This is a genomic window from Bacillus sp. LQ16, assembly GCF_057784645.1.
On record NZ_CM173491.1, the window covers coordinates 528,535 to 555,000 of the forward strand.

The following is a 26,466-nucleotide window of genomic DNA, read 5'->3' on the forward strand; positions in this document are numbered from 1 at the left end:
AGTGTCCCTTCGCTTTTAATACATAGCGAAGGGAGGCTGTTTCAATAAAGGAGGAAGTAACATGGTAAAAGGAAGAATACATTCTGTAGAGTCTTGTGGTACTGTTGATGGCCCAGGGATTCGTTATGTCATATTTACACAAGGGTGTTTATTACGTTGTCAATATTGTCATAATGCTGATACGTGGGAAATCGGTAAAGGTAAAGAAATAACAGTTGAAGAAGTGATGCAGGATGTGACATGTTACCTTCCATTTATTGAAGCCTCCGGAGGCGGTATAACAGTTAGCGGTGGAGAGCCATTATTACAGCTAGACTTTTTAATTGAGTTGTTTAAAAAGTGTAAAGAGGCTGGTATCCATACAACAATCGACTCTTCTGGTGGGTGTTATTCTGAGGAACCAGAATTCCAAAATAAGCTAGATATTTTAATGGATTATACAGATTTAGTTTTATTGGATTTGAAACATATCGATTCCAAAAAGCATCGTAAATTAACAGGGAAACCAAATGAACATATTTTACAATTTGCTCGTTATTTATCGGATAAGAATAAAGCGATTTGGGTACGACACGTATTAGTTCCTGGTGTTACGGATAATGAAGAGGATCTACAAAAACTATCTAGCTTTATTCAAAGTCTGTCTAATGTTCAAAAAGTTGAAGTGTTACCATATCATAAGCTTGGTGTATATAAATGGGAGGCGCTTGGACACAAGTATCCACTCGCAAATGTAGAACCACCTACTGAGAAAAATGTAGAACATGCTAAACATATTTTACAAGCGGTCTAATCCAAATATTGGATTAGGCTTTTTGCTTTCTTTACAATAAAATCTAGAGTATATATTGATAAAAGAGTATACTGAAAGTAGAATATCCATAATTTTGTACGGACTAAGTGGATAAATTTACATAATTGTAAAGGGAAATCAAAATAGTAAAAAGAATTAAGAAGTAAAAGAGTGAGTATCATGGAATAGAGAAGATTTGTAAGTTATTGCGAAAGCTCTTATAGGAAAGTATAATGTAAAGATATGAGCACAGATAGGATTAAGGGGTCAATCTTATATGCTTTGCATATCCACGACAGGTACATAGCTGAAAAGGGAATTATTAGAATCTGTTTATGTAATTTTTAAGGAAAATGTTTTTCCTATTGTCGTATATGCAATATGGAGAAACAAAAAGCTAGGAGTGGATTTGTTTGATAAAAAACCCCAAGGTTTTAATATTAACTGCACATTACGGTAATGGTCATGTGCAAGTAGCAAAAACATTAGAACAAACATTTCGCCAAAAAGGAATTGAAGATGTTATTGTATGCGACTTGTTTGGAGAATCACATCCATTTATAACTGACATTACAAAATATCTATATTTAAAAAGTTATACAATAGGAAAAGAATTATATCGTTTGTTTTATTACGGGGTAGAAAAAATTTATGATAAGAAAATAGCATCTTGGTATGCGAACTTTGGAAGAAAACGTTTGAAAACACTGTTACAGGTGGAGAAACCAGATATTGTAATTAATACATTTCCAATTATTGCTGTACCAGAATTGAAAAAACAAACGGGGATTTCAATTCCTGTCTATAACGTATTAACGGATTTTTGCGTGCACAAAATATGGATTCATCGAGAAGTAGATCGTTATTTTGTTGCAACGGATTACGTGAAAGAATTGATGGTTGATATCGGTGTACCTGCGGAACAAATTGTTGAAACAGGAATTCCAATTCGGAGTAGTTTTGAGTTAAAGGTAAATTCAGACATCATATATAATAAATATCAGTTATGTAAGAATAAAAAGATTTTACTAATTGTAGCAGGTGCTCATGGGGTATTAGGAAATGTAAAAGAACTATGCCAATCATTTATGTCAGTGCCTAATTTACAAGTAGTTGTCGTTTGTGGAAAAAATGAAGCTTTAAAACATGATTTATTAAGTTTACAGAAGCAAAATTCCGATGCATTAAAAGTGTTTGGGTATGTTGAAAATATTGATGAATTATTCCGAGTTACTTCTTGTATGATTACGAAGCCAGGCGGAATAACATTAAGTGAAGCAGCAGCGTTGCAAGTACCTGTCATTTTATATAAGCCTGTTCCAGGACAAGAAAATGAAAATGCGATGTACTTTGAAAAAAAAGGAGCAGCAGTTGTCATTCGCGATGATAGTGAGGTTTTCGCAAAAACAGAGGCATTATTACAAGATGATGTGAAGCTTCTTCAAATGAAAGAAGCAATGAAAAGCATCTATCTTCCAGAGCCAGCTGGTCATATTGTAGATGCAATTTTGGCAGAAAATCATGCAGAACCGCGTCATATACCTATTAAATCACCTGCTCTTGCACAATCTTTTACTTAATATGAAACCCTCTTTGTATATGTAAAGAGGGTTCTTTGTTATTTTCAAAGAAAATTTAGCTACTTATCCACAAAAGGATTGCGCTTTCATTAAACAGTAAAGTCGGAATATTAACAACTATATCCACATTGTCCACAATTTTTAGAAAAATATCCACAATTAAAACAGTCGATATATGCTTGAATATAGAAAGATATTAAATGTTTTTGAAAATTACTAACAATTGCATCAGTTTTGTGGATAAAGTTGTCCACAGCAAAAAGGCCCCTTATGCATAAGCATAAGGGGCCTTTTTGCTTACTTCTATCAGTCGAGAAAATTATGTAATGAAAATGAATAATTAGGGGGGAAACTTCTAATTATTCATTTTCACTTTAAATGCTTTTCGAGCGATATCCTGCTGCACGATCTGCTTTTTGAAATTCGCGTTGATAGAGAACTTCTTGTGTACTAGATAATGTGTTTTTTGCTTTATCACGTTTCTTTTTATCCATTACAAATCACCTCGTGTCTTAAAGTTACTATTTATCGTTTCCAAAGACATGAGGGGATATACGCATATGGAAAATGTTAATGATTGATTATCATTTCGGAAAATTTAGATTATGCTTCTTTTAATTGATGAGCATCTTGGAAGGTTGTATCTCGCATTGTAGCAAGTGTGTATTGATCTTTTGGAATTTCATATAAGTTATATACTTCTTCGTTTGCGTTAATTTCATCATATACGGCTTTTCTTGTTTCATTTGCTAGATTCACATATTGCAGTTTTTCTGCAGCTTTAATAGAACGAATATTTATTTTACGAATACGCATGAAAATTGTTTCAATATCTAATTCATAGAAAAGTTCACTAAAAAATGAATCTTTTGCCAATTTATTATAGCCTTTTCCATGATATGGTTTGCCAAGCCATGTCCCGAGAAATCCAGCTTTTTCTTGCACATCAAATAAAGTAATTGTTCCGATAGGGTTACCCCATTCATCTAAAATTGTGCGTGAAATTAATTCACCACGCTCTTCAGCTTCAATCGTTTGTTTCGTTAAGAATAAATATTCTTCATAAGAATAAGCCTTTTGACGCACAAAAGGGAAGACAGCTGGATCCACCATTAACTCGTATAGAACGTGGCTGTCGTGTAAGTCGCGTTTTTTCAACATACTAACTCCTCCTCACACGAGGGTAGCATGACGAAAAAACACCCCACCCTCGAAATTTTTATATCAATCTTTAAAAAATTTCGGGGTGGGAATCGAACCCACTAGAACCAGTTTCTAACGCTGGTGGCGCACCATTTGCCTTCCCCATTCATCAATTTGAAAATGATAATCACGACACAAATTGATTATGGTTTCATTCAGTTTATAATCGTATAATACTTTATCTAGTCAAAAAAATAAACTAGTTTTTTTTATTTTTTTTGTAAATTATTTTTCCATCAATCATAGTTAGTACAGGCTTGGCTAAATAGTGGAAAGGATGATGAGTCCATAACACGAGATCGGCGTCTTTTCCAACCTCGATGCTTCCAATTCTATCCTCTAACCGCAAATTTCGCGCTGGGAATATGGTGATTCCTTCTAGTGCTGTTTTCTCGTCTAACCCTTCTCTTACTGCGACAGCAGCACAAATATTTAAATACTGAATGGGTGTATAAGGATGATCGGTTGTTATAGAAACTTCCACACCATTTTTGGATAATATATGGTAAGTATCCCATGTCTTGTTTTTTAGTTCGATTTTAGAACGGCGTGTCAGAGTGGGACCAACTGAAACCTTCAAATTGTGTTTCGAAAGCTCTTCAACAAGAAAGTGTCCTTCTGTACAATGTTCAATACGTAGATCGAGGTTGAATTCCGTTGCAAAGCGTAGCGCAGAACTAATATCATCTGCTCTGTGAGCGTGGATACGTACGGGTATTTCACGACGTAATGCTTTTAAAATAGGAAGCATTCGAAAATCAGCTTCGTGCCCGTAGTGTTGTGCTTCATAGAATGATTCCCGAAGTAACCCCATAATCCCCATACGTGTTATGGATTCTTTTGTTCCATTACTATGGACTTTTTTAGGGTTTTCTCCAAAGGCAATCTTTAAACCAGCAGGTTCTTGAATAATCATATGATCAATACAAGTTCCAGCTGTTTTTATTACACAAGTAGTACCCCCGATAATATTTTGACTGCCAGGCATAACGTGAACGGTTGTAATTCCATTTTGTACAGCGTCTTGAAAGGCGATATCGAGAGGATGGATTCCATCTAAAGAACGAATATGTGGTGTTGAAACTTCAGATGTTTCATTGGCATCATTTCCAGCCCAACCAGTACCTTCATCATAGAGACCAAGGTGAGTATGGACATCAATAAAGCCAGGTAAGAGATGGAGTGCTCGTGCATCTATAACGGTCATATCTTGAGTAGGTTGAATAAAAGGTTTGACCTCGGTAATTCGCTCTCCTGTAACGAGTACATCGCCTTGAAACTTTGGAGATGTAATAGGGTATACAATGGCTTGTTTGAGCAATATTTTCATAGGTACCTCATTTCTGTTACTTTATAATGCTAATGGAAGTTGAGGGAAAGTAACTGAAAGGTTATTTGTATGGTAATGCTTCGGATCCTAGAAAATGAAAGTTTTAAAAGGGCCCATGTAAAATTGTGTTTTAGAAGTACTACATTGTATGCGAAAGTATATTTTGTAATGCATGGTCTATTGCCGGAAATGTGTATTGATATCCATGTTTAATTGCTTTACTAGGTAATACATGTTGCCCTTCTAGTACAAGTATGCTCATCTCACCTAATAAGGCGTGAAGCATAAATGAAGGGACAGGCAGCCAATGTGGTTTTCTCGTTGCAGCAGCGATGGTCTTTCCAAATTCCTTCATTCTTATAGGTGTTGGTGCTGTCATATTAAGAGGACCATCAATTTCTTTTTTGTGTATGATGAAATCCATCATACGAACGACATCGTCTATATGAATCCATGATAACCATTGTTTCCCAGAACCAATGGTGCCGCCGATATAGAATTGATAGGGAAGTAACATTTTTGGCAAGGCTCCGCCATCTGCACCTAATACAACGCCAAATCTTGTGTAAATTGTTCTTATTCCGAGAGAACATGCTTTAGCTGCTTCTTGTTCCCATAAAAATACTGTTTCTGCTAAAAAGTCATTTCCGGGAGTTTCTTGTTGCTCAGTAAAAGACTCTACTTCAGATGTTCCGTAGTATCCAATAGCACTTGCATTAATAAATGTATGTGGTTTTTTATGGAGTGCCTGCAATTGTTTAATGAGTCCTTTTGTTGTTTGAATTCTACTGTTTAAAATGGCTTTCTTTTGTTTCTTTGTCCATCTACTATTAATAGACTCTCCGGCTAGATTAATAACTACATCAATAGAAGAGAGGGGGAAGGTTTGTAAATCTGGTGTCCATTGAACATACTGAAGGTTAGGGTCGGAAATTTCAGTAGTTTTTTTTCGTGTGAGGATGTAAACAGTATATCCTTTTTGAACAAAAAAAGTAGAAAGATATTTACCGATAAAGCCTGTACCACCAGAAATTGCGATTTTCACAAGTATTTCCTCCTCATTATATATATTCTTGAAAAGAAAAAATGTTCCTCGACTATGTTAAAATAATAGAGAGGTGAGAGTATGGCTGTCATTACAAAAATAGAAGTACAAAAACGATCGAAAGAACGATTTAATATTTATATTGATAAAGGCCAAGGTGAAGAGTACGGGTTTAGTGTGGATCAAGTAATCTTAATGAAACATGGATTACAAAAAGGCTTAGAAATTGATGAAATAGAGTTAGGAAATATTTTGTACAATGAAGAGGTACAAAAAGCATATTTACAAGCAATCTCCTATTTATCCTATCAAATGAGAACAAAACAAGAAATAGAAGATTTTTTACGAAAAAAAGAAGTGGGACAGGCCATCATCTCTGAAGTCGTTTCGAAATTATTACATGACCGATATATTAATGATAAAGAGTACGTTGTTTTATATACGCGAACGCAAAGTAATGTGAATCGAAAAGGTCCAACTGTTATTAAAAGAGAGTTGTTAAATAAAGGTGTTCAAGATTTACTTATTATGCACAGTTTACAAGAATATCCGAAGGAAAAGCAAATTGAGAATGCCTTGTTTCTCATAGAAAAGAAGAAAAAATCTTATCAAAAGCATTCTTTTTTACAAATGAAGCTAAAGTTAGATGAGATGCTTGTTCGAAAAGGATATTCTAGAGAAGTAATTCAAATTTGTTTGGAAGAATTGAAAGACGAAAGAGATGACGAAAAGCAACAAGAAGCGTTACACTATCATGGGAATAAATATTATGAGAAATATAAGAAGTATGATGGATGGACATTTGAAAACAAGATGAAACAAGCGTTATATAGAAAAGGATTCTCGATTGATGAAATTGAGATATTTTTGCAAATGAAACGCGAAGAGGAATGAGGAGAATAAGATGAATATGCCAAAACGCTACAGTGAAATGACACCGCATGAGCTAAGGGAAGAAATTGGCGCTTTGAAGGAGCAAGCAGTAAAAGCTGAGCAGCTTGGGATTGTCAATGAATTTGATGTATTAATGAGAAAAATGGCAATGGCTCGTGCTTATATGACGGATATAAACAAGTTCCGTATTGGTGAAATATATGAATTAGTAGAAGAACCTGGTGTATTATTTAAAATTACGTATTTCAATGGGGTATTTGCTTGGGGATATAAGCAAAATGATAATGAAGAGATTGGCATACCAATTTCCTTATTGCAAGAAAAATAAAAACCAGAGAGCACATATCTCTCTGGTTTTCATCTTTGGTAGGCGTTAAAGGAGATAGGAGATTCTAAAATTGGCGTTTTTTACATTCATTTGCCAATATAATGAGAGACTGGGTTTGTTGCGTCTGTCCGTTAACTTGCGCTTTCGCATGTTTTGGACGAGTCCACGTATGGTTAAATAATTCAGAACGACTATCTAAGCGATCACGGTAGCTCATCTTTATCACCTCGTGTAGGAAGTTAATTTAATTTGTACTACTCTTCCTGCTGATTTGCAGCACGCATACGTTCTTGTGGGTGCGTGTTAATTGTGCCGTTAGGTCGCTTCGAAGCGAAGCGTGATTTCGCTTTCGGCTGACCGTCGATTTTGCTGTTGTTTTTTGATTCAGACCAAAATTCGGCTTGTTTACCCATTGCGAACGCCCTCCTCCTCATCAGTTGATACCTCTTTAAGAAGTATCACTTATAGAATGTGCAAAACAGAAGAAACTATCCTTTAGAAATGAAGGGATAAATAGGTAAAAGGAGATTAGAACATGAATGATATTTATGAAGCATTAACGAAAGAATTATTAGACAAGAATGACAAGCTTTCTTACGGACAAGCTCGTGCATGGGTTGAATTACTTTGGGAAGATTTTCAAACAACTTATGCAAAATCAGGGCGTTATCAAGGTGAGGAAATGACTGAGCAAGTGGTACGATCATGGATTAATAATCATGGTGTACGCCTTCATGAAATGCGTACAAACAATCCGAAGTATAGTCATTTAATTAATCAAGAAGATCATTTGAAACATTAAAAAAAGCGACTTGAGTCGCTTTTTTTAATGTGGAAGTAATTCCAGTTTTTTTCGAAGTTTTTCTTCACTAAAAATCCATCCTGTATAGGAACTAATAATATTTAAATTATGGTCGAGCTGAACAATCGCGACAAATGGATAATAATCTTTACTTCGATACCGTAAATCAATGAATCGTACTTCGTAATAATGATCATGATCAAAAATATCCCAGCGATATACAGGAGAGAAAGATAGGAAGGCCGAGATGTTTTCATCTTGTTTAGCTGCTCGCATAATATCATTGTCTGGGAACGGTACCCGATCGAACTTGTCATATATCATGATGTTACCACGGTGCCATCTCGCAACGTAGTAATAATCAGCTGTAACGACTGCTAAATGATAATGATAAAATCGGTAAGAAGGAGAAATGATAATCTTTTCGACATTTTTGAAACGTTTGTGTACAACGCTTCTTATATTTCTGTGCATCATAATTCGTCCGATATAGTAAACAATCATTAATATATATGCTGCTAAGGCAGTATATCCTTTATGAGAACCGACGAGCATGCAAGCAATTGCAAGTATATGGATAAAGAAAATTACGGTATCGAATGTATTAATCACGCCGAGTGCGACCCATTTTTTTGTGAAAGGCCGTAATGCTTGTGTACCATAGGCGTTGAAAATATCTACAAAGACGTGAAGGAAGACTGCAATAAATGACCAAAGTAGTAGATGAAGATATGGAGCGTCTGAAAAGAAGGCGAAAGAGATGCCACTTATAAGGAATGACCAAAGAATTACCGCGGGAATGGAATGAGTAACTCCGCGATGATTTCTTATATATTTAGCGTTATTACGCAATTTTAAAACTGTGTCAATGTCAGGAATGTTGGAACCAGCAATTGTAGCAAGCATAACAGCTTGTGGGCCAATATCACTTTGTGCTATGGCTGGATCTAATGTTGCTAAGCTACCTAAAGTGATACCCATAACAAGGTGAGTGGCTGTGTCCATAGAAATCCACCTCCGTTTTTTATTAATGTAACTCTTTTTATTCGATACCTCAAGTCCTTTGCCTTCAATTTCCTATGTCATCTTACTTAAATTTTTTCCTAAAATCTTTATAATAGTACTTATATGCAAAAAAATGAGGGGGATCAAGTTTGACACTTGAAATACTAAAAAATTTTAATATAGAGCAGTTTCAAAATGATTTAATTGGTTGGTTTGAAGAAGAACAGCGCGACTTACCATGGAGAAAAAATAAAGATCCATACCGCGTTTGGGTTTCGGAAATTATGTTACAGCAAACAAGAGTAGAAGCTGTAAAACCATATTACGCAAATTTTATGGGGAAGTTTCCTACACTTGAAGCGTTAGCGAACGCAGATGATGAAGAAGTATTAAAAGCATGGGAAGGTTTAGGATATTATTCTAGAGCACGTAATTTACATGCGGCAGTAAAAGAGGTAAAAGAAGTATACGGCGGGGTTGTACCGAGTGATGTAAAGAAAATTGAAAAGTTAAAAGGTGTCGGACCATATACAAAAGGCGCTATTTTAAGTATCGCATATGGTATACCAGAGCCGGCAGTTGATGGAAATGTTATGCGTGTATTATCTCGCATTTTATCAGTATGGGATGATATTGCAAAACCAAAGACTCGAAAAGTTTTTGAAGAGATTGTGCGTGAAATTATTTCGAAAGAAAATCCATCTTATTTTAATCAAGGTTTGATGGAGTTAGGTGCATTGATTTGCATTCCAAAAAATCCATCTTGCTTACTTTGTCCTGTACGTGAGCATTGCAGAGGATATGCTGAAGGTGTTCAAAAAGAACTACCAGTAAAAAGTAAAGCGAAAGCTCCTACAATGGTACCGCTTGTTGCAGGAGTACTTCAAACTAAAGATGGTCGTTACGTTATTAATAAACGTCCAAGTAGCGGATTATTAGCTAATATGTGGGAGTTTCCGAATATTGAACTTGGCGAAGGGATTCGAAGTCAGAAAGAACAGCTTATAGATTATATGAAAGAAAAGTTTGAGCTTTCGATTTCTATTGATGAGTACGCAATGAATGTACAACATACATTTACTCATCGTACTTGGGATATATTTGTATTTTACGGAAAAGTAACCGGTGATATTGTTGAAACAGATACATTGAAACTTGTATCGAAAGAAGCATTTGAGCAGTTACCTTTCTCTAAATCGCATCGTACGATTTATGAGAGTTGTGTTGAGAAAATTACAATGCAATAAACAAAAAAGTGTTCCCTAAATTGGGAACACTTTTTTAATCGTAAGAAATTTTTGTCCCATGAGTCCAACTGGCATCACCTTCTTGTAAGCCGCCCCTTGATTCGATCTCTATTACAATTTCTTTATAAATACTTTGCCCTTCCGCATTTAAATAGGGCAAAATCTGTTGTAATGAATGATGAAAATAAGCTAATTCATCTTCTTTCCATTCGTTTTTTGAAAGCATCGTTAGTTCAGTCATATCGCGTCCTATATACATATTTCCACCTCCATTTTCTATAGTTTGAATGAGTAACAAGAGATATATGCGGAATTTTTTTAAAAGAAAATTACGGATAGCTTCTAGTTGAATTGGTTACATTATTGATTGTGGAGGTGAGAAAGATGAGTAAAAAACAACAAGGTTATAACAAGGCAACTTCTGGTGCTAGCATTCAAAGTACAAATGCTAGTTATGGTACAGAGTTTGCAACTGAAACAAATGTACAAGCAGTAAAACAAGCAAACGCACAATCAGAAGCAAAGAAAGCACAAGCTTCTGGTGCACAAAGTGCAAACGCTAGTTATGGTACAGAATTTGCAACTGAAACAGACGTGCATGCTGTGAAAAAACAAAATGCTAAGTCAGCTGCAAAACAATCACAATCTTCTAGTTCAAACGAGTAATGAAAGAAAAACACTTCTCCAATTCGAGAGAAGTGTTTTCTTTGTGTGCGGGTCATTGTAATGAAAAGAAAGTGAACGACATAACTTCTAATAAGTCAACAAATGTTGTCAAAGGAGAAGGAAGTTAAAGATTAGAAATATGTAATTAGGAATAATAACTGATGAAGAAATCCAAAAGGGGGTAAGTAATGAACGATTTTGATAAGTTGGTGGGAGAACAATTGGAAACGATGGATGAGCTGTTAAAATTGCAATCACACTTAGAGAAGTATCAACAAATTGAAATGAATGAAAAAGATACGTGCGATAAAAAAGAACTGCATTTTATCCGTCAGGAAATATATAGAACAGAAGTAGCGTTGAAGATGTTACATGAGAAATTTGAAGAACAAACGAATAGTGTAATCCAATCTTTTACAACTGAAAAAATGATTTCAAATTTAGGATAAGATATATTATTGCCTTCAGGTGAAAAGTCCTTCAAATAGAGAGGGGCTTTTTCTATTACATGTCCTCGTTTATAAATAATACAGTACAATCCTTGTGTTCTGAGAAGATTGGGTATTATTGTATTCAACGATAAACCTCCTGCATATTCAGTGTGGAAAATAGAGTCTTATCCCTTTAGTTTTAAAATTTTGACAAAAAAGTTATAATAGAAGAAAAGTGAATGCCGTTCAAAGGGCATTTGCAGTTGAAAGAAGGGAGCATATATGGGATTTCCCAAAGAAGGAGAAAAAGTACAAATACATAGTTATAAACATAATGGCTCCATTCATAGAATGTGGGAAGAAACAACAATTTTAAAAGGGACACAGAGTCTTGTGATCGGAGCGAATGATCGTACAGTAGTTACAGAATCGGATGGCCGAACATGGATTACGCGTGAACCAGCAATTTGTTATTTTCATGCCAACTATTGGTTTAATGTGATTGGGATGCTTAGGGAAGAGGGCGTATATTATTATTGTAATTTAAGCTCCCCTTTTGCGTATGATTCTGAAGCATTAAAGTATATTGATTATGATTTAGATATTAAAGTGTATCCAGATATGACGTATACGCTTCTAGATGAAGATGAGTATGAAAAACATAGTCAAATTATGCAGTATCCACCTGTTATCGATACAATTTTAAAACGAAATGTAGCACATTTAACACAGTGGATTCATCAAAGAAAAGGTCCGTTCGCACCAGACTTCGTAGATATGTGGTATGAACGATATTTAATGTACAGAAATTAAAACAAACCTGCAGGGGGCTTCCCGGCAGGTTTGTCCTATTAGAGGGGGGATTATGTGCAGGGCATAAAAAGATATTTACAATTTGTTAAACCATATCGATGGCTTATCGCTATTACAATTATTATTGGACTAGTTAAGTTTGGTATCCCACTTATTATGCCGTGGTTATTAAAGTATATTATCGATGATGTAATTCAAGGCGGAGGTTCACTTCAAGATAAAACATCTCAATTAATAACAGCGATTGGAATTGCTTTTTTTATTTTTGCGGTATTAAGACCACCGATTGAATATTATCGTCAATATTTCGCGCAGCGTATCGCAAATACAATACTGTATGATTTGCGGAAGTATATTTTCGGTCACTTACAAAAGTTAAGTTTACGTTATTACTCCAATACAAAAACAGGAGAGATTATTTCGCGTGTCATCCATGATGTAGAACAAACGAAGGATTTTGTAATTACTGGTTTGATGAACGTCTGGTTAGATACTGCAACAATTGCTATTGCCATCATTGTTATGTTTTCTATGAATATAAAATTAACATTTGTTGCATTATTGATTTTACCTATTTATGTAATAGCAGTGAAATATTTTTTCGGACGTCTTCGGAAATTGACGAAAGAGCGTTCACAAGCGTTAGCGACGATGCAAGGGTATTTGCATGAACGTATTCAAGGAATGCAAGTGACACGTAGCTTTGCGTTAGAAGAGTATGAGGGGAAGCAGTTTGAAAAAAGAAATAATGAGTTTTTAACGAAAGCATTAACCCATACAAGTTGGACGGCGAGAACATTCTCGGCAGTAAATACGTTAACAGATTTAGGTCCATTACTTGTGATTGGTTTTGCAGCATATGAAGTAATTCAAGGGCAGTTAACGCTAGGGACGATGGTAGCTTTTGTTGGATATATGGATAGTTTATATAGTCCGCTTCGCCGCCTTGTTAATTCATCTACAACATTAACACAATCTTTTGCATCGATGGACCGTGTGTTTGAACTGTTAGATGAAAAATACGATATTGTTAATGTGCCAAATGCGGTACAAACGAAAAAATTAAATGGAGAAATTGTATTTGATAATGTTTCTTTTCGTTATAATGCAGATGAAAAAGAGATATTACACAACTTGTCATTAACTATGCAGCCTGGAGAGAAAGTAGCGCTTGTAGGAGCGAGTGGGGGAGGAAAGTCATCTCTTGCTAGTTTGATCCCGCGTTTCTATGATGTTTCTGAGGGAGCGGTTTATGTAGATGGGATAGATGTAAGAAAGTATAACATGAGAAATTTACGTAGTAATATTGGAATTGTACTGCAAGATAATTTATTGTTTAGCGATACAATTGGAGCTAATATATTATATGGAAATCCGAAAGCTACAGAGCAAGAAGTGATTGCGGCTGCCAAAGCTGCGCAAATTCATGATTTTATTATAGACTTACCAGATGGTTATAATACTGTCGTTGGAGAACGTGGTGTAAAGCTATCGGGCGGGCAAAGACAACGTGTGGCAATTGCACGAGTGTTTCTAAAGAATCCGTCGGTACTTATATTGGATGAAGCAACTTCGGCATTGGATTTAGAAAATGAAAGGTATATTCAAGAGGCGCTTCAGACGTTAGCTGCTGACAGGACGACGATTATAATCGCACATCGATTAGCGACGATTACGCATGTTGATACGATTATTTACATTGAAGACGGTGAGATTAAAGAGACTGGTTCTCATGAAGAGTTAATGCGAAAAAAAGGATTTTATTACAATTTATATCAACTTCAACATATAACAGAAACAGCTCCTTTAGCATAAAAGGAGCTGTTTTTTTATTCGTCTTCTTTTTTATCATCGATTTGGAGTTCTTTTTCTGGTTTATGGTATGTGTAGAAGCTATCTACAAGTAAATCTAAATGCTCTACTTCTTCACTATAGTTAATAATGGAAGAAATAAGAGGGAAGAGATGTAGCCATGTTTTATATGCTTCTTCATCGTCCTTATTTTGATATTCCATAAAGATATCAATTAATTCTTGTTTACCTGTTTCAACTTCATCAAGCATCTCAACAGATTGTTGTTTTTTTGCTTTACCAATAAATTTTAATAAAACTTGTTCATGATAATGCGTTAATGAGTCAAGTTCGTTTTGGATAGATTCCTGAAACTCTTCTGGCATGTAACGCAGTTCGTTTTCAGTACGGTGTAATGATTTTAACGTACTTAAAGCACGGCTTGTTGTCGCTAACATTTGTCTGAATAAAACGAGCTTACGAATTTTTGCGAACTTTACTTTTTTCGTGTAGCTTCTTTCTTCTTTATACAGCAAATAGTAATGGTTTAATTTGATCATTTTTTCTTTCATACGATCAATATCAGTTTTTAGCGTTGTAAAATCAGAAGCTTGCCTGCTATTCATTCGAATCCATTTTACAATTTCTTCTGTATTATCAACGATACGATGATAAAGTTTTGTTTCATATTTCGGCGGCATAAATACTAAATTTACAAGTGAAGCCGCAATAATACCAATCATAATCGTCGCAAAGCGAAGTAAGGCAAAACTAAAGAAATCTTCGCCTTGATACTCCATAATGGCGATAACTGTTACTAAGGCAATTGATATTGTGTTTTCTAATCGTAATTGCAGTGTAAGAGCAATTACTAATATACATGTTAATCCAATAATAAAAGGATTATGTCCAAAAGCAGTAGCAAATGCGATAGCAAATATCGCACCGATTACATTTGCTTGAATTTGTTCAAGTGCGGTTAAATAAGAACGGTATACAGACGGTTGAACAGCAAAGATAGCTGAAATTCCCGCAAATACCGGACTCGGTAATTGAAGTAAAATACAAGCAAATAAAGCTAACGTGATGGCAATACCCGTTTTTAAAATGCGAGCACCAAGTTTCATACCCTTAATAAGATCCTTTCTCTTGTCATAATGAATGTACAACATGATACTATACATTCATTACAATATGTTAGCAAGTGATATTTTAGTGACGTTAAAAGAAATTAGTATTCATTTTATCGCGTTAATTGTGAACAGTAAGATTCCCGCCTCTAAATTCAGTAGCTGGATGCCGGTAAACGCTCAATTGCTGTAGGCTAATTAAAGTTTCACTTTATAATTTTTTCTAATTTCTTTTAAACATCAGTTTTTAGTAAAAAGACCTGCTGAATTTCAGCAGGTCTCAAATTGTTACTATAGATTACTATGAGAAGTGTACTTCGTCAATTTTTTCTTAATAATGAAAATTACTCATGTTACTCTGTTGAGATAGATGGATCTGCCTGTTCTTTTTTCGGGATAATCTCAAAAAACTGGTTCTGTATATCATCTAATAATGGTGTTAACAAAGCAACTTCCTCATATTGCTCGTGCTCGTTTAGTACACGAATATAGTCTAGCAATAATTCAGTTACATCTTTCAAACCATTTTTACTAATTGGTTGTAATGTAACATTTGCGCCTTTTGCGATTCTTCTTTTTAAGGCTTGTTCTGTTAAGCCTAAGTTTGAATCACGACGCAAATAAACAACACCGCCAGTCATGCCAGCGCAAATCCATGGACCAGGGTCACCTAAAACAAGCGCTCGCCCATTTGTCATATATTCAAAAGCAAAACCTTTAATATTGGAGTATGCACCTATATTTCCTTGCTCTTTTTCACGGAGTGGTTTTGTTATTCTACCTCCAATTATCATGTCTGCCCCAGAAAGGCGAATGCCAGCGCGAGCATCAGCGTTCCCTTGTACGTATAGTGCCCCTTTTTGTGCGCCATATCCAAATCCTTTTCCGACAGAACCGTTATAATATACTCCATCTTTTCCTTTTGATTTCGTTATATAAATCCCACCACCAAAGGAAGTTTTACCAATGCCATCTTGTGCGCCGCCATTTACGTGTATAAATAAATTTTCACTATTGTAAGCACCTAACCCATTTCCGGGAATAGAACCATTCGTATACTTTAATGTAAGTGGTTCAAGTTGAGTAGCTTCATATAGTTTACTGCGAACGCGATAACATGATTCTAGACCACCCATAACGCGTTGCTCTACACCAACGCCTACTAATTCTTTTGAGTCAGCGGAATGAACGGTTTTAAATTGTTTTTCCGGCACGTCTTCTGTTGTTGTAACAGATGGATGTTCTAGTATTTGTAGTAAATTACATAAGTTTAATAAATTTTTGCCTCGAACTTGCTCTAATAAATCAGAACGCCCAACAATTGCTTGTAAATTTGTATATCCAAGCTGTCCTGTTAATCGTTGTAGTTCTACACCGAAAGAGGTGAATAAATTTAACAGGCCGGCAACTGCGCTTTCTAATTCGCGCGGAACGAAGCGGCGTAATCCGTGTTCTTTTGCTTGTGCTTCAGACTCGATTTGTGTCGCAATTCCAACATGGCAAGTATCTAGATGGCACCCACGGCAAGTAGTACAGCCGATTGCAATCATTGATAGTGTGCCAAATCCAATACGGTTTGCTCCGAGGAGCATGATTTTCAAGGCATCATTTACACTTCGAATACCACCATCTGCCCAAATCTCTACTTTATGTCTCATACTTGCTTCTAATAAAGCGTTGTGAGCGGCTTTAACACCAATTTCTACAGGGAGACCTACATGCTGCAATGCGTGAATACGTGCAGCACCTGTTCCGCCATCGAATCCGCTAATGTTAATAAAATCAGCACCAGCTTTGGCTATACCGACAGCAATTGTTCCGATATTAGGAACGACAGGGACTTTCACGGCTACTTTGGCAAGTTGATTAGCTGTTTTAATTTCTGTAATCATTTGAGCTAAATCTTCAATTGAATAAATATCATGGTTATTAGAAGGTGAAATTAAATCTGAGCCGATTGTCGCATTACGTGCTTCAGCTATTTTGGCTGTCACTTTTGAACCAGGTAAATGTCCACCTTCCCCAGGCTTTGCGCCTTGACCGATCTTGATTTCAATTAAGTTTGATGAGTTTAGTAGTTCGGCATTTACTCCAAATCGTCCAGATGCCACTTGTTGTCCACGTGTATGTGGGTATTTCCCAATCATATCTTTAATTTCGCCGCCTTCACCGTTCAAGCTAATCATATTTAGCTGATCGGCCGCTTCTGCATATGCGCGAAAGGCGATTTCGTTTTGAGAACCAAATGACATAGAACTAATAATAAATGGTAAATTATGATTTTGAATGCCGATAGATACTTCTTCAGTTGGAACGACATGTTTTGTTTGTTTCGTTTGAACAAGGTGTCTGATTGCGATTGGATTATTCTCTTCTAGTTCACTTAACTTGTCACGGTAATCATCATAAGAATTTCCTTTTGCAACATCGCCAATTGCTTTCCAAATTCGCGGGAATATATGAAATGATTTTCGCATTCTAATTTTAGGATTGTTATAATCCTCTGCTCGTATTTTTGCATCTTCAGTAAGTGATTCAAGTGAAAAAGCTAAATCATTTGAACCGAAGAAATTTGTAATTTGTAATATATTTGCAATTTCCTCATGTAACCCAATAGATGAATAGAGACGTCCGTAACCACGTAACTCATGAATTCCAATTGTTGAAATGACTTTTTCTAGTCCTTTATTAAGTGCATTATACAGATTCGTAATTGGTATTTTTGTTCCATCATTTACAGTCGCGAATAATAAATATGGATTAATACTATCTGCTCCTAATCCATATAGCGTTACAATGTCATGTAAGGAGCGAAGGGCACCAGAACGTATAACGAGAGAACAATTGCGGCGTAATTTATTTACACTTAATGCTTGATGTACTTTAGCGGTAACTAAATGTGGATCAATCCACAAGCGTTCATTTAGATGAGCTTTTGCGTCATCTAATACTAGTAGAGAAGCACCATTGTTAACAGCAGCTATCGCTTCAGAACTAATGCGGCTTAATGCACATTGCAGGGTTTCTGACGAGCTGAATGTAGCAGAGATTGTGGCGATAGAGTTATGAGTCATAAATAGCTCTATGAGTTGTTCATACGTAATTGTGTGTAATTCCTCTGCAATAGGTTGTGCCACGCTGCCTTCTAAAATAATTGGTGAAAGCATTTCAACTACAAATGGCCGTTTTGCGCCGCTTAATAAACTTGGACGCTCTCCAAGTACAGTACGTGTAGAGAAGTGTTCAATTTCACGGTCACGGTCAATTGCAGGGTTTGTAACAACAGCTACACTTTCTTTAATAAAGTCAGCGATATTTCGTCTATCAGTATCGAGTGCGGCAAGTGGTGAGTCATGCCCAAGTGAGCGTATTGGCTCAACGCCTTTTGTTGCCATCTGTTCAAGGAGCTGAATATGTTCTCGGTCCCATCCGAAAGCGACGTATTGTTTCGTTTCAACTTGAACAGAATCACATAGCCCTTGGATTTTTTTCGTTTCAGGGATAGATAAATTTAAATGGTAATTGGTAGTATCAATTCGCTTTTTAAAACGGTTATATACTTGGATTTGATATTTGTCATATTCATAAAGAACAAGTTCATCTTGTTCATTCCATTTTAATCCAACCTTTTCTCCAGGGGCGAGTGGTTTTGGTTCTGCTACATATTTAGTTGGTGATACAACTCCAGGTTCAGAAGAGAAAATATAAGAGCTCTCTGTCTCTACTTTCCATACTGGGCGTAATCCAAGGGAATCAACACTGAAAACAGCTTCATCTTTAAAACGGGAAATGATGCCAGCTGGTCCTTGTGCAAAATGTCCCCATGCTTCACGTATATACGTATATAAATCTTGTAAAGGTGTTTCATAAAGTTTAATTTCATTAATAATTGGAGGGAACAATATTTCCATTGCTTCAAATAAGCTGTAGTCGTATTGAACAAGTAGGGTTTCTAAGGTGCGGTTTAAATCTTGCGAGTCACTGCCTCCAGCAGTAAGTGGTACATCAATCATTTCAGCTTGATCGCGTAATTTTGCGATTGTGTTAATTTCACCATTATGTCCGAGAATGCTAAATGGTTGTACACGAAAAAAATTAGATAATGTATTAGTAGAGTAGCGGTTATGTCCTAATGTCATAGTTGAAGCGATAAGTGGATGTTGTAAATCATTATAGTAGGCAACAAGTGTATCACCAGCACCTAGAACTTTATATACAACATGATCACGACTTAATGAAGTAACATGAATTGCTTCGTTTTCCTCTATTTTTATTGTGACAGAAAATAATGTTTGCTCAATATTTGTAATTTCGTTTTCTGCGATAAGGGCAACTTGCCAAAATAAAGGTTCTTCTTGTTTGCCAAGTGGACCGAGTGCATCGGAGTTTGTTACATCATCACTTTCGAAAATGATTGTAAAGTTTTTGTTGTTTAATTGCGTACGAATATAATCTTTTAAGATAGTAATGTTTTCTTTTTTATTTAGAAAAAAATGTCCAACGATAAAGTGGGGATGATCCACAATCGTTGGATTATATCCGCTACTTTTTAGTTTTTCATTCCAAAGCGCTTTTGGTACATCAATGTGAATGCCGATGCCATCGCCCTCACCATTAATGAAACCAGCTCTATGATTCATTTTGACGAGTGATTGAATACAAAGGTCAATGTTTTCTTTTGTAGCAATTTTTCTTTTCTCCATAACGGAAACGATTCCACACGCATCGTGTTCTGCATTTCTATAATCTCGAAATAAAGACGGTGTCCATGTATTTTTTGTATTGAGCATCCGTCAATCCCCCCTCTTGTAAAAGTTAGAATAATCTTACTATTTAAGGTGCAAATCACCTTGTACACAGAGATAGTAATGCTGTAAAAGAATATAAAACAGATAATTATGAATAATTATACTATTAATACGGGATTTATGAAATAGAAAAAAGGAAAAAAGAAAGGTGAGCTTTCTTTTTTCCTTTTAATGACGGGATTATTTATTGTCTGCTAGGGCAGCAAATGCTCTGCCGACAGCTTCGATTGTATATTCAATATCTTCTTTTGTATGTTCTGTCGTTAAGAACCATGCCTCGTATTTAGAAGGTGCTAAGTTAACTCCTTCTTGAAGCATAAGCTTGAAGAATTTACCGAACATTTCACCGTCTGTATCTTGTGCGGCATCGTAATCTTCAATTGTATTTGTTGTGAAGTATACAGTTAAAGCTCCTTTTAGACGGTTTAATGTAATGTCGATATTATGTTTCGTTGCTTGCTCTAAAATTCCTTTTTCAAGCATTGCACCAAGTTCATCTAATTTCTCATAAAGTCCTTCTTGTTGAAGCACTTCTAGACAAGCGATACCTGATGCCATAGAAGCAGGGTTTCCTGCCATTGTACCAGCTTGGTATGCAGGTCCAAGCGGAGCAACTTGTTCCATAATTTCTTTCTTACCACCGTAAGCACCGATCGGTAAACCGCCGCCAATAACTTTACCAAGCGCTGTTAAGTCAGGTGTCACACGAAGTAAGTCTTGAGCACCACCGTACATAAAGCGGAAAGCAGTAATAACTTCATCGTAAATTACTAGTGCGCCAGCTTCGTGAACAAGTTCATTCACTTTTTCAAGGAATCCTGGTTTAGGCTCTACAATACCGAAGTTTCCAACAATCGGTTCTACAAGGATAGCTGCTACTTCATGACCCCATTTATCTAACGCCTCTTTTAAAGTTTCTACATTATTAAATGGAACGGTAATAACTTCTTGTGCGATACTTTGTGGTACGCCAGCTGAGTCAGGAGTTCCTAAAGTAGAAGGACCAGATCCAGCTGCCACAAGTACTAAATCAGAATGGCCGTGGTAACAACCAGCAAATTTCATGATTTTTGTGCGACCTGTATAAGCACGAGCAACACGAATCGTTGTCATCACTGCTTCGGTACCAGAGTTTACAAAACGGACTTTATCTAATGCAGGCATTGCTTCTTTTAACATTTTTGCGAATTTTACCTCTAGCGCTGTTGGTGTTCCATAAAGTACCCCATTTTCAGCAGCTGTTGTAATCGCTTTTGTTATATGCGGATGAGCATGGCCGGTAATAATAGGACCGTATGCTGCTAAATAATCGATATATTTATTTCCGTCTACATCCCAGAAATAAGCGCCTTTCCCGCGTTCCATAGCAACAGGAGCGCCGCCGCCAACTGCTTTAAAAGAACGAGAAGGACTGTTAACACCGCCAACGATATGCTCTAAAGCTTCTTTATGTAATTCTTCTGACTTTGTGAATTTCACTACAATTCATCTCCTTACAAAAATCTATGTATTATTCTAACATGTTTTTCGAAAAGACGTATTGTTTGTGATAGCGAAGGCAGTTGGGTAAACTATTCGTTGTGACATTTAGGAGGGGGGTCCGATTATGAAATCGGTAATTGAGGTACAAGGGTTACGTAAAGAGTTTACAGCCTATTCAAGTCGTCCGGGCTTAAAGGGTGCATTTCGCGATTTATTAAATCGTAATTATAAAATAGTACCAGCAGTAAATGATGTATCTTTTACTGTAAAGCAAGGTGAAATGGTTGGTTATATCGGTGAGAACGGTGCTGGTAAATCAACAACAATTAAAATGCTTACGGGGATTTTGACTCCGACATCAGGGCAAATCACAGTAAATGGAATGAATCCACATAAACAAAGAGAAGAATTTGTAAGAACAATTGGTGTTGTCTTTGGACAGCGCTCGCAACTTTGGTGGGATATTGCAGTCCAAGAATCGTTTCGTTTATTAAAGAAAGTGTATGGTGTATCAGACGCTCAGTATAAGGAGCATATGGAGCACGTAATTGAAACGTTAGATATAGGGCCTTTATTAGATAAACCAGTTCGAAAATTATCTCTTGGTCAAAGAATGCGTTGTGAATTAGCAGCAGCCTTAATTCATAATCCACCGTTATTATTTTTAGATGAGCCAACAATTGGGTTAGATGTACTTGTGAAATTGAAAATACGTGAATTTTTAAAAGAAATGAATGAACGTTATAAAACAACAATTTTATTAACTACTCATGATATTACGGATATTGAAGCTTTATGTGAGCGTGTTATCATGCTGGATGAAGGAAATATTATGTATGACGGTTCTTTAAATAATCTTCGTACGCAGTGGGGAGCAGAGAAGGAAATACACTTTCAGTTTGTTGCACCAGTTTCCTATCAGGCTTTATCAATGGTTATGCCAGATAATCATGTTGTTTGGTCGAAAGCGAAAGAGGAAAACGCATGGGTTGCAAAAATTCCGAATGAAGAAGTTATTATTTCGATGCTTATTTCTAAAGTAGTACAAGCATTTCAAATTAAAGATTTAAAAATTAACGAAGTGTCTACAGAGGAAATTATTCGTAACATTTATGAAGAAGGTATTACGCATGGGTAAGTATATTGAAATGATTCGAATTCGCTTTTTAATGATGCTTGCGTATCGCACAAACTATTATAGCGGGATTTTAATTTATACAATTAATATCGGCGCATATTATTTTTTGTGGCAAGCAATTTATAGCGGAAAAGAGAATATTGAAAGTTTATCTATTTCGCAAATGACTACGTATATCGCAATCGCGTGGATGGCACGTGCGTTTTATTTTAATAATATAGATAGAGAAATTGCGATGGAAATTCAAGAAGGCCGTGTGGCTGTAGAATTAATTCGTCCTTACAACTATTTAGGTATGAAAGTTATGCAAGGTCTTGGCGAGGGGATATTCCGTTTTGCATTCTTTTCCATCCCGGGCATGGTTATCGTTACGCTATTATTTTCATTGCAAATTACAACGAATTTTCAAACGTGGTTATATTTCTTCTTATCTTTAATATTTAGTTTTATTATTAATACACAAATTAATTTAATGACGGGAATGCTTACGTTTTTCCTATTCAATAATAGTGGAATTATGTATGCAAAACGCGTTGTTATTGATTTATTTTCAGGTCTATTATTACCAATTAGTTTTTATCCGTTATGGGCCCAAAAAGCAATGATGTTTTTACCGTTTCAGGCTATTAGTTATATTCCAAGTATGATTTTTTCTGAAGGTATACAGGGGAGTAAGTTGTATGAGGCTTTAGTATTTCAAGTGATTTGGGCAATTGTACTTATTATTCCAATTGTACTCATGTGGAGAACGGCGAGAAAACGTCTAATTGTACAAGGGGGATGATGAGATGCTATATATAAACTTATTTTTACAATATGCAAGTCAATATATAAAAACGAAATTGGAGTATCGAGGCGATTTTATCGTTGGTTTACTTTCTGATTTATCGCTTCAAGCAGTTAATTTAATATTTATTCTCGTTGTATTTGGGCATACACAAGCATTGAAGGGATGGAGTCGAGAAGAGGTAATCTTTATTTATGGTTTCTTTTTAGTACCATTTGCCATCTTTTCAGCTTTCTTTAATATATGGGATTTTAATGATCGATACATTATTAAAGGGGAGATGGATCGTGTATTAACGCGACCGATCCATAGCCTATTTCAAATTATATTAGAAAGAATGGAACTTGAATCTTTAATTGGAGCCATTACAGGGATTGTTGTAATGGGATATGCAGCTGTGGAGTTACAATTATCTTTTTACTGGTATGATTTCTTCTTATTTATATTGATGGTAGGAGGAGGAGCACTTGTATATGGAGGGATATTTGTTACGCTTGCGAGCCTTGGTTTTTGGTCGGATGCGAAAAGTTCAATTATGCCCCTTATGTATAACATAGGTAATTACGGGCGCTATCCTGTTAATATTTATAATCGTGTAATTCGTTTCATTTTAACGTTTGTTTTACCGTTCGCGTTTGTTGGAGTATATCCAGCAGCGTACTTTTTAAGAAAAACAGAATGGAATAGTTATGCATTCGCGACGCCACTTGTTGGTGTTATCTGTTTTACAATTGCAATCAACCTCTGGAACCAAGGAGTAAAAAGATACCGTGGCGCGGGTAATTAATTATAGAAGCTTGTTCGTTTCTAAGGGATAAATCAGTCCTCCACCTCATACATATAAAATGAGGTGGAGGACATGTTATGGGGATTTATTCTATTAATTGCAGCAATCGCTATTTTGAAAAGTGTCCAATTATTATGGAGTTCCTATTCAGATTCAACGCGTTTTTTTTCGCTGTATAATTTGGCCACATTATTTTTGATCTATACAACAGTACTGATCGCGTTTGGATTAAGTTACGTTGTATTAGAGGAAATGGGTTTCGCAGTTTTGAAAGAGGACGGAGAAAGTTTGAACGCTCATTCTTTTCAACTCGTTGAAGTTTGTTTATATTTTAGCGCAGTTACTTTATTGTCTGTTGGATATGGTGACATATCTCCGATTGGAATTGGGCGGTGGATTGCAATTGCAGAAGCGCTAATTGGATATACACTCCCTTTTGCTTTTGTGATGAGGTCTGTAATAGACAATGAAAAATAAGGAAGCATTTGTTATAGTAAAGGAAAAGAGTAGGAGTGATAACAATGATTACAGTAGGAGAAATGGCACCAGAATTCACATTAGAGGGAAGTAACGGAGAAGAAGTTAGCCTAGCTGATTTCCGCGGTAAAAATGTAGTTCTCTATTTTTACCCGAAAGATATGACGCCAGGATGTACAACTGAAGCATGTGATTTTCGTGATGCGTATGGAGTATTTCAAGAGAAGGATACGGTTATTCTTGGAGTAAGTCCTGATTCAGCGAATAGACATTTGAAATTCATTGAGAAACATGAATTGCCATTTACCCTTTTAGTAGATGAAGATCATAAAGTAGCAGAGTTATACGATGTTTGGAAGTTAAAAAAGAACTTTGGGAAAGAGTATATGGGAATCGAGCGTTCTACATTCCTTATTAATAAAGACGGTGAACTTGTAAAAGAGTGGCGTAAAGTGAAAGTGAAAGGACATATTGAGGATGTTCTTTCTTATATAAAATAAATCTACGTTGGAGATAAAATATGCAGAAACAAGGCAAGTGTCTATACATATTTTACTGCCTTACATAAAGTGGAAGTGTAGGGCATACCTCCTCAGATGATAGTATTCCAAGTGCGATTATGTCGCACTTTTTTCTATTTAATATATGAAGAAAAAGGGAAAGATACATAAAAACAAGTCCTGAATATAAAAATAAACCACATACTTATAGTAGAAATATTGACGATTTATAAGAAAAGGAGTACACTCTTTATAAGAATTATAAAATAATAATCCGTATAGAATCGGGGTGCATGACGGTGGTCAAAGAAGAATTAAAAGAAGCGCTAGAAATGCTGAAAAATACGGGTGTACGCATTACTCCACAGCGTCATGCTATTTTAGAGTACCTTGTGGAATCAATGACGCACCCAACAGCGGATGATATTTATAAAGCATTAGAAGGTAAGTTTCCAAATATGAGTGTTGCAACTGTCTATAATAACTTACGTGTGTTTAAAGAGGTTGGACTTGTAAAGGAATTAACTTATGGAGACGCTTCAAGTAGATTTGATTATGTTACAAGTCAACATTATCATGTAATTTGCGAAAAATGTGGTAAGATTGTTGATTTTCCTTATGGAGGCTTGGAAAAGCTGGAAGAGGAAGCTGCGAAAACGACAGGCTTCGTTATCAATAGTCATCGCTTAGAAATTTATGGCGTTTGTCCAGAGTGTCATAAGGCGTAATATATAATAAAGAAAGAGGCTGACGGCTATACGTCAGCCTCTTTCTTTATTATATAAGGATTAGCGTGAGGTTAATCAGGATTTACAGTGCTAAGTTAGTAAGAAGGGATAGATAAAAGTTTGTCGAATTTACTTTGTAGTTGGTGGAAATGAATTCTTGGAGGGGACATTTTGAAGAAATATGAGATTAAAAGTGACATTCCAACATTGGAAGAATATAAATATTTATGTGATTCTGTGGGATGGACTAATTATATGAACTTTGAGGTGGCGGAAATATCACTTCAAAATTCGATTTACTGTATAACAGTCAAGGATAATAATCAAATCATCGGCATGGGGAGAATTGTTGGTGATGGGGCTATCTATTTCTATATTCAAGATATAGTGGTTCATCCAGAGTATCAAAAGAATGGTATTGGAAAGAAAATAATGAATACTTTAGTAGAATACTTAAATCAGAATGCTCCAGATAAAGCATTCATTGGTTTGTTTGCGTCGCAAGGTAAAACGTCATTCTACGAAAAATATGATTTTAAAGATTATTCGCCTAACATGACAGGGATGTTTACTGTTATTTCGAAAAAATAGGTGTAATAAATTTAATAAAACAATTAAAAAGTTGATTTCTTAATAAATCAACTTTTTAATGAGTTGAAACGTTTGTAGTGTTGCAAACTCGTATTTCCCTTGATACTTAT

The 26,466-nt window shown here is 35.8% G+C and carries 29 protein-coding genes (1 of these 29 only partly in view); 17 read left to right on the plus strand and 12 right to left on the minus strand.

Annotation, left to right across the window (positions count from 1 at the left end):
* The first annotated feature begins 61 nt into the window (after positions 1 to 61).
* Complete coding sequence (pflA, locus tag AC3EMB_RS02655; protein WP_000238463.1) at positions 62 to 793, plus strand: pyruvate formate-lyase-activating protein; 732 nt, start codon at positions 62 to 64, stop codon at positions 791 to 793.
* A 413-nt stretch (positions 794 to 1,206) separates the two neighbouring features.
* Complete coding sequence (locus AC3EMB_RS02660) at positions 1,207 to 2,373, plus strand: diglucosyl diacylglycerol synthase (RefSeq protein WP_053565322.1); 1,167 nt, start codon at positions 1,207 to 1,209, stop codon at positions 2,371 to 2,373.
* A gap of 374 nt (positions 2,374 to 2,747) precedes the next feature.
* On the opposite strand, the gene AC3EMB_RS02665 is transcribed toward AC3EMB_RS02660, so the two are convergent.
* The 4 genes from AC3EMB_RS02665 to AC3EMB_RS02680 form a co-directional block, all read right to left on the minus strand.
* Positions 2,748 to 2,867, minus strand: coding sequence for a YfhE family protein (locus AC3EMB_RS02665; protein WP_000358482.1), 120 nt, complete (start codon positions 2,865 to 2,867; stop codon positions 2,748 to 2,750).
* Positions 2,868 to 2,976: 109 nt separating this feature from the next.
* Positions 2,977 to 3,534: a GNAT family N-acetyltransferase gene (locus AC3EMB_RS02670; protein WP_000914737.1), complete on the minus strand. Its 558-nt coding sequence runs from the start codon at positions 3,532 to 3,534 to the stop codon at positions 2,977 to 2,979.
* Between the two features lie 241 nt (positions 3,535 to 3,775).
* Positions 3,776 to 4,906, minus strand: a complete 1,131-nt coding sequence (locus tag AC3EMB_RS02675; RefSeq protein WP_000698297.1) for an amidohydrolase — start codon at positions 4,904 to 4,906, stop codon at positions 3,776 to 3,778.
* 139 nt (positions 4,907 to 5,045) lie between these two features.
* Complete coding sequence (locus AC3EMB_RS02680; RefSeq protein ID WP_366987638.1) at positions 5,046 to 5,951, minus strand: TIGR01777 family oxidoreductase; 906 nt, start codon at positions 5,949 to 5,951, stop codon at positions 5,046 to 5,048.
* A gap of 81 nt (positions 5,952 to 6,032) precedes the next feature.
* Here AC3EMB_RS02680 and recX point away from each other — a divergent pair, with 81 nt between their 5' ends.
* Positions 6,033 to 6,845 (plus strand): recombination regulator RecX, encoded by an 813-nt coding sequence (gene recX, locus AC3EMB_RS02685; protein ID WP_488517444.1) that lies wholly within the window; start codon positions 6,033 to 6,035, stop codon positions 6,843 to 6,845.
* A gap of 10 nt (positions 6,846 to 6,855) precedes the next feature.
* Entirely contained in the window at positions 6,856 to 7,173 is a 318-nt protein-coding gene (locus AC3EMB_RS02690) for a YfhH family protein (RefSeq protein WP_001057023.1), read from the plus strand.
* A gap of 64 nt (positions 7,174 to 7,237) precedes the next feature.
* Here the strand turns inward: AC3EMB_RS02690 and AC3EMB_RS02695 are convergent, their stop codons facing one another.
* Both AC3EMB_RS02695 and AC3EMB_RS02700 read right to left on the minus strand, forming a co-directional pair.
* Positions 7,238 to 7,390 carry a YpzG family protein gene (locus AC3EMB_RS02695; protein ID WP_000122093.1) on the minus strand — a complete coding sequence of 51 codons (153 nt, stop codon included), beginning with the start codon at positions 7,388 to 7,390 and terminating at the stop codon, positions 7,238 to 7,240.
* Positions 7,391 to 7,427: 37 nt separating this feature from the next.
* Positions 7,428 to 7,586, minus strand: a complete 159-nt coding sequence (locus AC3EMB_RS02700) for a small, acid-soluble spore protein K (RefSeq protein WP_000517891.1) — start codon at positions 7,584 to 7,586, stop codon at positions 7,428 to 7,430.
* A gap of 122 nt (positions 7,587 to 7,708) precedes the next feature.
* On the opposite strand from AC3EMB_RS02700, the gene AC3EMB_RS02705 reads away from it, so the two are divergent.
* Entirely contained in the window at positions 7,709 to 7,975 is a 267-nt protein-coding gene (locus AC3EMB_RS02705; RefSeq protein WP_000998159.1) for a YfhJ family protein, read from the plus strand.
* Positions 7,976 to 7,999: 24 nt separating this feature from the next.
* Here the strand turns inward: AC3EMB_RS02705 and AC3EMB_RS02710 are convergent, their stop codons facing one another.
* Entirely contained in the window at positions 8,000 to 8,980 is a 981-nt protein-coding gene (locus AC3EMB_RS02710) for a metal-dependent hydrolase (protein WP_000379115.1), read from the minus strand.
* A gap of 149 nt (positions 8,981 to 9,129) precedes the next feature.
* Here AC3EMB_RS02710 and mutY point away from each other — a divergent pair, with 149 nt between their 5' ends.
* Positions 9,130 to 10,227, plus strand: coding sequence for an A/G-specific adenine glycosylase (gene mutY / locus AC3EMB_RS02715; RefSeq protein WP_095691451.1), 1,098 nt, complete (start codon positions 9,130 to 9,132; stop codon positions 10,225 to 10,227).
* 34 nt (positions 10,228 to 10,261) lie between these two features.
* On the opposite strand, the gene AC3EMB_RS02720 is transcribed toward mutY, so the two are convergent.
* Complete coding sequence (locus AC3EMB_RS02720) at positions 10,262 to 10,486, minus strand: hypothetical protein (RefSeq protein WP_000275439.1); 225 nt, start codon at positions 10,484 to 10,486, stop codon at positions 10,262 to 10,264.
* 125 nt (positions 10,487 to 10,611) lie between these two features.
* Here AC3EMB_RS02720 and AC3EMB_RS02725 point away from each other — a divergent pair, with 125 nt between their 5' ends.
* The 4 genes from AC3EMB_RS02725 to AC3EMB_RS02740 all read left to right on the plus strand — a co-directional run bounded on the left by AC3EMB_RS02725 (position 10,612) and on the right by AC3EMB_RS02740 (position 13,952).
* Positions 10,612 to 10,893, plus strand: a complete 282-nt coding sequence (locus AC3EMB_RS02725) for a gamma-type small acid-soluble spore protein (RefSeq protein WP_000039034.1) — start codon at positions 10,612 to 10,614, stop codon at positions 10,891 to 10,893.
* Between the two features lie 188 nt (positions 10,894 to 11,081).
* Positions 11,082 to 11,342, plus strand: a complete 261-nt coding sequence (locus tag AC3EMB_RS02730; RefSeq protein WP_000997586.1) for a YgaB family protein — start codon at positions 11,082 to 11,084, stop codon at positions 11,340 to 11,342.
* A 264-nt stretch (positions 11,343 to 11,606) separates the two neighbouring features.
* A complete protein-coding gene (ntdP, locus tag AC3EMB_RS02735) occupies positions 11,607 to 12,137 on the plus strand; it encodes a nucleoside tri-diphosphate phosphatase (RefSeq protein WP_000506627.1) in 531 nt (176 codons plus the stop codon).
* A 54-nt stretch (positions 12,138 to 12,191) separates the two neighbouring features.
* Positions 12,192 to 13,952 carry an ABC transporter ATP-binding protein gene (locus AC3EMB_RS02740; protein WP_001161604.1) on the plus strand — a complete coding sequence of 587 codons (1,761 nt, stop codon included), beginning with the start codon at positions 12,192 to 12,194 and terminating at the stop codon, positions 13,950 to 13,952.
* Positions 13,953 to 13,966: 14 nt separating this feature from the next.
* Here the strand turns inward: AC3EMB_RS02740 and AC3EMB_RS02745 are convergent, their stop codons facing one another.
* The 3 genes from AC3EMB_RS02745 to hemL form a co-directional block, all read right to left on the minus strand.
* Positions 13,967 to 15,055: an aromatic acid exporter family protein gene (locus AC3EMB_RS02745; protein WP_000765787.1), complete on the minus strand. Its 1,089-nt coding sequence runs from the start codon at positions 15,053 to 15,055 to the stop codon at positions 13,967 to 13,969.
* Between the two features lie 356 nt (positions 15,056 to 15,411).
* Positions 15,412 to 19,848, minus strand: a complete 4,437-nt coding sequence (locus tag AC3EMB_RS02750; protein WP_488517445.1) for a glutamate synthase-related protein — start codon at positions 19,846 to 19,848, stop codon at positions 15,412 to 15,414.
* Between the two features lie 198 nt (positions 19,849 to 20,046).
* Complete coding sequence (gene hemL, locus AC3EMB_RS02755; protein WP_142335492.1) at positions 20,047 to 21,345, minus strand: glutamate-1-semialdehyde-2,1-aminomutase; 1,299 nt, start codon at positions 21,343 to 21,345, stop codon at positions 20,047 to 20,049.
* A 127-nt stretch (positions 21,346 to 21,472) separates the two neighbouring features.
* Here hemL and AC3EMB_RS02760 point away from each other — a divergent pair, with 127 nt between their 5' ends.
* The 7 genes from AC3EMB_RS02760 (at position 21,473) to AC3EMB_RS02790 (ending at position 26,356) form a co-directional block, all read left to right on the plus strand.
* The gene (locus AC3EMB_RS02760) at positions 21,473 to 22,486 is read left to right on the plus strand and encodes an ABC transporter ATP-binding protein (RefSeq protein WP_000843655.1); all 1,014 of its coding nucleotides are present in this window, start codon (positions 21,473 to 21,475) and stop codon (positions 22,484 to 22,486) included.
* Complete coding sequence (locus AC3EMB_RS02765) at positions 22,479 to 23,270, plus strand: ABC transporter permease (RefSeq protein WP_000521519.1); 792 nt, start codon at positions 22,479 to 22,481, stop codon at positions 23,268 to 23,270. Before AC3EMB_RS02760 ends, AC3EMB_RS02765 begins: the two co-directional genes overlap by 8 nt.
* 4 nt (positions 23,271 to 23,274) lie before the next feature.
* On the plus strand, positions 23,275 to 24,060 hold the full coding sequence (locus AC3EMB_RS02770) for an ABC transporter permease (protein ID WP_000965774.1): 786 nt from the start codon (positions 23,275 to 23,277) through the stop codon (positions 24,058 to 24,060).
* Positions 24,061 to 24,132: 72 nt separating this feature from the next.
* Positions 24,133 to 24,537: a potassium channel family protein gene (locus AC3EMB_RS02775; RefSeq protein ID WP_000964343.1), complete on the plus strand. Its 405-nt coding sequence runs from the start codon at positions 24,133 to 24,135 to the stop codon at positions 24,535 to 24,537.
* 44 nt (positions 24,538 to 24,581) lie between these two features.
* Positions 24,582 to 25,037 carry a thioredoxin-dependent thiol peroxidase gene (bcp, locus tag AC3EMB_RS02780; protein WP_000633711.1) on the plus strand — a complete coding sequence of 152 codons (456 nt, stop codon included), beginning with the start codon at positions 24,582 to 24,584 and terminating at the stop codon, positions 25,035 to 25,037.
* Between the two features lie 299 nt (positions 25,038 to 25,336).
* Entirely contained in the window at positions 25,337 to 25,765 is a 429-nt protein-coding gene (gene perR, locus AC3EMB_RS02785) for a peroxide-responsive transcriptional repressor PerR (protein WP_000237829.1), read from the plus strand.
* A 171-nt stretch (positions 25,766 to 25,936) separates the two neighbouring features.
* Positions 25,937 to 26,356: a GNAT family N-acetyltransferase gene (locus tag AC3EMB_RS02790; protein WP_000759743.1), complete on the plus strand. Its 420-nt coding sequence runs from the start codon at positions 25,937 to 25,939 to the stop codon at positions 26,354 to 26,356.
* Between the two features lie 106 nt (positions 26,357 to 26,462).
* Here AC3EMB_RS02790 and AC3EMB_RS02795 read toward each other — a convergent pair whose 3' ends face one another.
* Positions 26,463 to 26,466, minus strand: partial view of a YgzB family protein gene (locus AC3EMB_RS02795; RefSeq protein ID WP_000025067.1) — the end only. 353 nt of this gene lie beyond the right edge of the window; 4 of the gene's 357 nt are visible here — the last part of the coding sequence; its start codon lies beyond the right edge, outside the window; it ends in the stop codon at positions 26,463 to 26,465.

Bases quoted from the DNA above. Each gene is read 5' to 3' on its own strand.
- AC3EMB_RS02670 (WP_000914737.1), bottom strand. From the start codon at position 3,534: ATGTTGAAAAAACGCGACTTACACGACAGCCACGTTCTATACGAGTTA.
- AC3EMB_RS02675 (WP_000698297.1), bottom strand. From the start codon at position 4,906: ATGAAAATATTGCTCAAACAAGCCATTGTATACCCTATTACATCTCCA.
- AC3EMB_RS02690 (WP_001057023.1), top strand. From the start codon at position 6,856: ATGAATATGCCAAAACGCTACAGTGAAATGACACCGCATGAGCTAAGG.
- bcp (WP_000633711.1), top strand. From the start codon at position 24,582: ATGATTACAGTAGGAGAAATGGCACCAGAATTCACATTAGAGGGAAGT.
- AC3EMB_RS02760 (WP_000843655.1), top strand. From the start codon at position 21,473: ATGAAATCGGTAATTGAGGTACAAGGGTTACGTAAAGAGTTTACAGCC.
- AC3EMB_RS02765 (WP_000521519.1), top strand. From the start codon at position 22,479: ATGGGTAAGTATATTGAAATGATTCGAATTCGCTTTTTAATGATGCTT.
- ntdP (WP_000506627.1), top strand. From the start codon at position 11,607: ATGGGATTTCCCAAAGAAGGAGAAAAAGTACAAATACATAGTTATAAA.
- AC3EMB_RS02720 (WP_000275439.1), bottom strand. From the start codon at position 10,486: ATGTATATAGGACGCGATATGACTGAACTAACGATGCTTTCAAAAAAC.
- AC3EMB_RS02770 (WP_000965774.1), top strand. From the start codon at position 23,275: ATGCTATATATAAACTTATTTTTACAATATGCAAGTCAATATATAAAA.
- AC3EMB_RS02705 (WP_000998159.1), top strand. From the start codon at position 7,709: ATGAATGATATTTATGAAGCATTAACGAAAGAATTATTAGACAAGAAT.
- AC3EMB_RS02695 (WP_000122093.1), bottom strand. From the start codon at position 7,390: ATGAGCTACCGTGATCGCTTAGATAGTCGTTCTGAATTATTTAACCAT.
- AC3EMB_RS02730 (WP_000997586.1), top strand. From the start codon at position 11,082: ATGAACGATTTTGATAAGTTGGTGGGAGAACAATTGGAAACGATGGAT.
- AC3EMB_RS02750 (WP_488517445.1), bottom strand. From the start codon at position 19,848: ATGCTCAATACAAAAAATACATGGACACCGTCTTTATTTCGAGATTAT.
- AC3EMB_RS02665 (WP_000358482.1), bottom strand. From the start codon at position 2,867: ATGGATAAAAAGAAACGTGATAAAGCAAAAAACACATTATCTAGTACA.
- AC3EMB_RS02745 (WP_000765787.1), bottom strand. From the start codon at position 15,055: ATGAAACTTGGTGCTCGCATTTTAAAAACGGGTATTGCCATCACGTTA.
- AC3EMB_RS02710 (WP_000379115.1), bottom strand. From the start codon at position 8,980: ATGGACACAGCCACTCACCTTGTTATGGGTATCACTTTAGGTAGCTTA.
- pflA (WP_000238463.1), top strand. From the start codon at position 62: ATGGTAAAAGGAAGAATACATTCTGTAGAGTCTTGTGGTACTGTTGAT.
- AC3EMB_RS02725 (WP_000039034.1), top strand. From the start codon at position 10,612: ATGAGTAAAAAACAACAAGGTTATAACAAGGCAACTTCTGGTGCTAGC.
- recX (WP_488517444.1), top strand. From the start codon at position 6,033: ATGGCTGTCATTACAAAAATAGAAGTACAAAAACGATCGAAAGAACGA.
- AC3EMB_RS02775 (WP_000964343.1), top strand. From the start codon at position 24,133: ATGTTATGGGGATTTATTCTATTAATTGCAGCAATCGCTATTTTGAAA.
- AC3EMB_RS02700 (WP_000517891.1), bottom strand. From the start codon at position 7,586: ATGGGTAAACAAGCCGAATTTTGGTCTGAATCAAAAAACAACAGCAAA.